Origin of the sequence: Bacillus basilensis (genome assembly GCF_050630465.1) — a bacterium.
Lineage (GTDB): Bacteria > Bacillota > Bacilli > Bacillales > Bacillaceae_G > Bacillus_A > Bacillus_A basilensis.
This window is the reverse complement of the sequence record NZ_JBNTQO010000028.1, coordinates 42,075-48,452: the sequence shown is the minus strand read 5'-3', so window position 1 is coordinate 48,452 and position 6,378 is coordinate 42,075. Positions and strand designations below refer to the sequence as shown.

Genomic DNA, 6,378 nt, shown 5'->3' with positions numbered 1-6,378 from the left:
AAAGTTAGTTTGTCTAGCATCTAAAAATAAAAATTGACGTTTCACGTTGTTTGTTTCGTTCAGTTTTCAAAGAACTTCTTCGTCGCTCAGAAGCGACTTTATTAATATAACATTTTGTTATATTTTCGTCAACAACTTTTTTCAATAAGTTGTTTTTCGTTTGTTTTGCTTGTTACCTTTCGTGGCAACGAATATAAATATACCAGTTTGATTATTAAAATGCAATAGTTTTTCTAATAAAATTTTCAACTTAGTAAAAAGGTATAAAAACAGCACTTTTCTTCTATATAAATATAATTTTTCGCACTATCAAGTTTTACTACCTCTAGGCAACTCATACTCAAATAAAAAAAGCTTTGGAGAAATCTCCAAAGCTTAGTCTTGTTTATGACGCATAGCAGGGAATAATAATACATCACGAATAGATGGCGCATTCGTTAATAACATAACAAGACGATCAATACCAATTCCTAGTCCACCTGTAGGAGGCATACCATACTCAAGAGCTTCGATATAATCATCATCCATCATATGAGCTTCGTCATTACCTTGTTCGCGTTCTTTTAATTGCGCTTCAAAACGTTCTTTCTGATCAATTGGATCATTTAACTCAGTGAATGCATTTGCATGTTCACGTGCAACGATAAATAATTCGAAACGATCTGTAAATCGTGGATCTTCGTCATTCTTTTTCGCAAGTGGTGAAATTTCTACCGGATGACCGTAAATAAATGTTGGTTGGATTAATTTATCTTCTACTTTTTGTTCGAAGAATTCATTTATAATATGACCAACTTCCATTGTATCCTTAATATCTACATTATGTTCTTTTGCAAGTTCACGCGCTTCTTCTACACTCATTGGATTCCAGAAATCCGCTCCAGAATGTTCCTTAATTGCATCTACCATATGAAGACGTGTCCATTCTGGTTCTAGATTAATTTCATAATCACCATATTGGATTGTTGTTGTACCTAGTACTTGCTTCGCAATATGAGCAACCATATTTTCTGTTAGTTTCATAATATCTTTATAATCAGCATACGCTTCGTATAATTCAATCATCGTAAACTCAGGATTATGGCGAGTTGATACACCCTCATTACGGAATACACGACCAATTTCATAAACTTTTTCTAACCCACCCACAATTAGGCGTTTTAAATGAAGTTCAATTGCGATACGCATATATAATTCCATATCTAACGCATTATGGTGCGTAATGAAAGGACGCGCAGAAGCTCCACCCGCAATTGCATGCATCATAGGTGTTTCCACTTCAAGATAACCGTTATCATCTAAGTATCTTCTCATTTCACGAATGATCTTACTGCGAGTAACGAATGTTTCACGGCTTTCCATACTTGTAATTAAATCTAAGTAACGTTGACGGTAGCGTTGTTCAACATCTTTTAATCCATGATATTTATCCGGTAATGGACGAAGAGATTTCGTTAATAGCGTAAAGCCCGTTGCTTTCACTGAAAGTTCTCCAACGTTCGTTTTGAATACTTTACCTTCAATACCTACTAAGTCACCTAAATCTGCCGTTTTAAATAATTCGTACTCTTCATCTCCAACGGCATCTTTACGAACATAAATTTGAACTTGTCCATGTAAATCTTGAATATGTGCAAATCCAGCTTTTCCTTTACCGCGTTTTGTCATAATACGACCAGCGATAGAAACAGAGATTTCCTTCTCTTCTAATTCTTCTTTAGAGAACTCCCCATATAAGCTTAATAAGTCATTTGTTGCATTTGTACGTTCAAATCGTTTACCGAACGGATCAATTCCTTGCTCACGTAAGTTATGTAGCTTTTCACGACGAACAAGCAATTGGTCATTTAATTCTTCGTGGTTCATGTTATCCATGGTATTGATATCACTCCAGCTCTATTAATTTTTACAATATATACAGTATAGCATTTTCTACTCAACTAGAAAAACTGCCAGCAACTAACTGGCAGCTCTTCTTTCTTTCACGTAATTATAGGAAGTGTATAGAAGAATGTCAATCTTCCCTATCTATTATTAACCAACGTGAATTGTTTGTTGTTTTGCTTCTACTTCTTCTACAAATGCACCTAGTACATTCGCAAGGTCTTCACGCGTATTACAAGCATTGATACCATTACGTACAGTTGCATTACCACGAATACCCTTTAAATACCAAGCTGCATGCTTTCTCATCTCTCTCACAGCGACATTTTCATTCTTTAAATCGATAAGACGATCTAGATGCAACATACATACGTCAATTTTCTCACGCACTGTTGGTTCCGGCATTAGTTCACCTGTCTCTAAATACTTTACCGTACGATAAATCATCCACGGATCTCCCAGAGCAGCGCGACCAATCATAACACCATCTACACCAATTTCATCAAGCATACGCTTTGCATCTTGTGGCGTTGCAACATCACCATTTCCGATAACCGGGATGTTTACAGCTCGCTTTACTTGTTTAATAATATCCCAATCCGCTTTTCCCTCATACATTTGTACTCGTGTACGTCCATGAACTGCTACCGCTTGTCCACCAGCACGTTCAACAGCTTTTGCGTTCTCGATTGCGAAAATATGATCCTCATCCCAACCAATACGCATTTTAACTGTAACTGGCTTTTCTACAGCATCTACAACTGCCGCTACCATTTCATATATTTTATTTGGATCTAAAAGCCACTTCGCTCCTGCATCACACTTAACGATTTTGGGTACCGGGCAACCCATATTAATATCAATGATGTCTGCTGTCGTATATTTATCTACGTATTTCGCAGCATCTACAAGGGTTTCTTTCTCACCACCAAAAATTTGTAAACTTAATGGCTTTTCTCTCTCATCGATATATAACATATCTAATGTTCTTTTATTGTTCAGTAGTATTGCCTTATCACTTACCATTTCAGCACAAACTAGACCTGCACCGAATTCTTTTACTGTCAAACGGAATGCAGAGTTACACACTCCCGCCATCGGTGCTAATACAACTGGATTTTTCATCTCAATATTTGCGATCTTTAACACTCGACTTACTCCTTCCTTCATAGTCACTTTGGCATTAACTCATCTATCGAGACCTTTAATGCTTTAGCAACTTCCACTACAAAATCTTGGGAAGGCGATCGATTCCCTCTCTCAACTTCACCTAAAACAGATACAGATACCCCTAACTCTTTTGCAAAGCCTTCTTGCGTATAACCTTTTAGCTTTCGAAAAGCTCGAATGCGTCTTCCCCATTTTTCTGCTTCCATACCGTTACTCCCTCTCGCCTTTTCATTTCTTCTACTTGTGAACGTGAAATGTTTTGTTTTATATCTTGATTAATCTCTAACAACGGAACGATAACAAAAGCTCTTTCGAACATCCGCGGATGCGGAACAATAAGATTCTCTGCTTCAATATTTTCTTGATTATATAGCAAAATGTCAAGGTCGATGGTCCTCGGACCCCACCTAATTTCCCTTTTTCTTCCTAAATCATTCTCTACTCTTTGTGTAACCTTCAATAATTCTTGCGGTGATAAATTGGTAGAAATTTTTATAACTAAATTTAAAAAGCAACTTTGGTCAGTATAGCCAACTGGTTCTGTTTCATATACAGATGAAATATCGTTAACTTGGATATACGGGTTTTTGTTTAAAAACTGAATCGCTTCAGTTAAATACGTATAACGTTCTCCGATATTTGAACCTAATGCAATGTAAGCTATATTATTCATGGACGTTCTCTCGTAATTTCTACTGCTACAGCACGATAATGTCCCGGGATCGGTGGATCTGGTTTAATTACCTTTATCGTACATCTTGAAATACTCTCATATTGTTTCAATATATCTGTAGCAATATTTTCAGCAATACTCTCTACAAGCTTATACGTTCTATCTTCAACAACTTTCCTACATAATTCGAAAAGCTCTCCATAATTGACAGACTGCTCTAAGTCATCACTTTCTCCTGCCTGTTTCAAATCCAATTCCACCGTTAAGTCCACTTTAAATCTCTGGCCTAATTTATTTTCCTCTGGGAATACACCATGATAACCATAAAACTCCATATCATGAATATAAATTTTATCCAATTACTTTACCCCCTTACCAATCATTGCATCCATCATCTTAGCCATACGTGCCATTTCCTTCACATCATGAACACGAACAAACTCACAACCCTTTTCAATACCAAGACAAACGGTAGCTCCCGTTCCCTCAAGACGTTCCTCTACCGGTAAATCTAGCACGTGTCCAATAAAGGACTTTCTTGAAGTACCTAAGAGAACTGGGTAACCTAGTACGTTTAACTGTTCTAAATTACGCATCGCTTCTAAGTTTTGTTCAGGCGTTTTAGCAAAACCAATACCTGGGTCTAAAATAATATTCTCATCTCGCACGCCAGCATCTTTAGCAATTTTAATACTGTCATATAAATCAGCAATCATATCAGCTATTAAATTACGATAATTCATATTATCGCGATTATGCATTAAGATGATAGGCACATCATAATGAGCTGCAACTTCAGCGATTTTCGGTTCCGCCTTCGCTCCCCAAATATCATTAATAATATGAGCACCCGCTTCTATTGCTTGTTTTGCAACTTCAGCTTTATACGTATCGATAGAAATAGGCAATTGCACTTCTTTTGAAACTGCCTGAATCATCGGCACAACTCGTTTTATTTCTTCTTCCACTGATACCTTAGCAAAGCCCGGGCGAGTAGATTCTCCACCGATATCAATAATATGAGCACCCTCATCTCGCATTTCTTTTGCATGGCGCACCGCAGCCTCTACCTCGTTGTAACTCCCACCATCAGAAAACGAATCTGGCGTTACATTTAAAATCCCCATAATTAAAGTTTTTTCATTTAAGTTCAATGTATATTCGCCGCAGCGCAAATCATAATCCCACTTCAAACTACACATCTCCTCTTCGTAATTCATTTCTGCTCCACAATTTCTCTCTCTGCATTTCATAAAGATTCATAAACTTTTTTGTAACCATCCCTACTTTACCCGGGAAATCTCGCCCCTCTATACGATTAAGCGGAACAATTTCTTGAATCGAATTTGTTACGAAGACTTCATCAGCTGAAAGTAATTCTTCTTTTGTAAAGAAACCTTCCTTTACTTCTATACCTAGTTCTTCAGCAACTTTTATAATAAACGCACGAGTGATACCATTTAAAATCCCCGTTTTTAACGAAGGTGTATATAGAATATCACCTTTTACAAAAAAGAGATTCGAAACAATACCCTCTGCAACATAACCTGTTTCAGTAAGGAAAATACCTTCCTTATTCAAAACACTTCCAATTTCACGCTTTCCTAAAATGTTATTTAAATAATGATGAGACTTCAAACGAGACGCACCTTCTGGTGTATTTCGCACTTGCTTTAAAACAACCCCTTCTTTTTCCACTACATCTCCTGGGGCTGCTAAAGGTTTGATAAAAACAATAACAGACGGCTCTTCATACATTTCCGTTTGCAATCCAATTTCATCTATACCCGCTGATACATTAAAACGTACATAGGCATGCTCTAATTCATTCTTAACGAGTAAATTCTTCAAAATAAGCAGTACTTCATCTTTCGTCATTGTCCATTTAATTTGCAATGTATCCAGTGCACCTATTAAACGGTCATAATGATCATCCAACAAGAAAGGATGACCATTATAGATACGAAACGTCTCAAAAACTCCAAGACCATATAAATAACCATGGTCATACGGAGAAATTCTCGCTTCACTCGCTTCTACATACTTACCATTTACGTAAATTAACATGATGTCACACTTGGACTGTATTTACGAATGAAATTCTGCAACAACTCTTTCCCATGAGAAGTCATAATAGATTCCGGATGGAACTGTACACCTTCAATTGGTAAGGTTGTATGGCGAAGCCCCATAATTTCCCCTTCTTCAGTCCAAGATGTTACCTCTAAGCAATCAGGTAACGTTTCTTTCTTAACAATAAGTGAGTGATAGCGCGTCGCGGTAAATGGATTAGGAATATCCGAGAAAATCGTCTTTCCGTCATGATGCATAAGCGATGTTTTCCCATGCATCAATCGCTCTGCACGAACTACCTCCCCACCAAACACTTGTGCAATGGATTGATGCCCAAGACAAACCCCAAAAATCGGAATCTTTCCGGCAAAGTGTTGAATAACCTCCATACTAACGCCCGCTTCATTCGGACTACATGGACCTGGCGAAATCATTAAAAAGTCTGGTTTCATATTCTCAATATCTGAAATAGTCACTTCATCGTTACGTTTAACAACAAGCTCTTGTCCCAGTTCTCCAAGAAACTGCACTAAATTAAATGTAAAAGAATCATAATTATCAATCATTAATATCATTTC

Annotated in this window: 8 protein-coding genes; all 8 read right to left on the bottom strand. The window is 37.1% G+C overall.

The window, feature by feature from the left end; all coding sequences use genetic code 11:
- Positions 1–375: 375 nt before the first annotated feature.
- A complete protein-coding gene (lysS, locus tag ACQVV1_RS28350; RefSeq protein ID WP_048526409.1) occupies positions 376–1,875 on the bottom strand; it encodes a lysine--tRNA ligase in 1,500 nt (499 codons plus the stop codon).
- Between the two features lie 159 nt (positions 1,876–2,034).
- The gene (gene dusB, locus ACQVV1_RS28345) at positions 2,035–3,033 is read right to left on the bottom strand and encodes a tRNA dihydrouridine synthase DusB (RefSeq protein WP_242256546.1); all 999 of its coding nucleotides are present in this window, start codon (positions 3,031–3,033) and stop codon (positions 2,035–2,037) included.
- Positions 3,034–3,056: 23 nt separating this feature from the next.
- Positions 3,057–3,260, bottom strand: a complete 204-nt coding sequence (locus tag ACQVV1_RS28340; RefSeq protein WP_000387027.1) for a helix-turn-helix domain-containing protein — start codon at positions 3,258–3,260, stop codon at positions 3,057–3,059.
- The gene (gene folK, locus ACQVV1_RS28335) at positions 3,212–3,727 is read right to left on the bottom strand and encodes a 2-amino-4-hydroxy-6-hydroxymethyldihydropteridine diphosphokinase (RefSeq protein ID WP_063222220.1); all 516 of its coding nucleotides are present in this window, start codon (positions 3,725–3,727) and stop codon (positions 3,212–3,214) included. The genes ACQVV1_RS28340 and folK overlap by 49 nt, the downstream gene beginning before the upstream one ends.
- A complete protein-coding gene (folB, locus tag ACQVV1_RS28330) occupies positions 3,724–4,086 on the bottom strand; it encodes a dihydroneopterin aldolase (protein WP_000358060.1) in 363 nt (120 codons plus the stop codon). The genes folK and folB overlap by 4 nt, the downstream gene beginning before the upstream one ends.
- Positions 4,087–4,947: a dihydropteroate synthase gene (folP, locus tag ACQVV1_RS28325; RefSeq protein WP_242256547.1), complete on the bottom strand. Its 861-nt coding sequence runs from the start codon at positions 4,945–4,947 to the stop codon at positions 4,087–4,089. It abuts the gene before it with no gap.
- Positions 4,922–5,794, bottom strand: coding sequence for an aminodeoxychorismate lyase (gene pabC / locus ACQVV1_RS28320; protein WP_242256548.1), 873 nt, complete (start codon positions 5,792–5,794; stop codon positions 4,922–4,924). Before pabC ends, folP begins: the two co-directional genes overlap by 26 nt.
- The gene (gene pabA / locus ACQVV1_RS28315; RefSeq protein ID WP_242256549.1) at positions 5,788–6,375 is read right to left on the bottom strand and encodes an aminodeoxychorismate/anthranilate synthase component II; all 588 of its coding nucleotides are present in this window, start codon (positions 6,373–6,375) and stop codon (positions 5,788–5,790) included. The genes pabC and pabA overlap by 7 nt, the downstream gene beginning before the upstream one ends.
- Between the last annotated feature and the right edge of the window lie 3 nt (positions 6,376–6,378).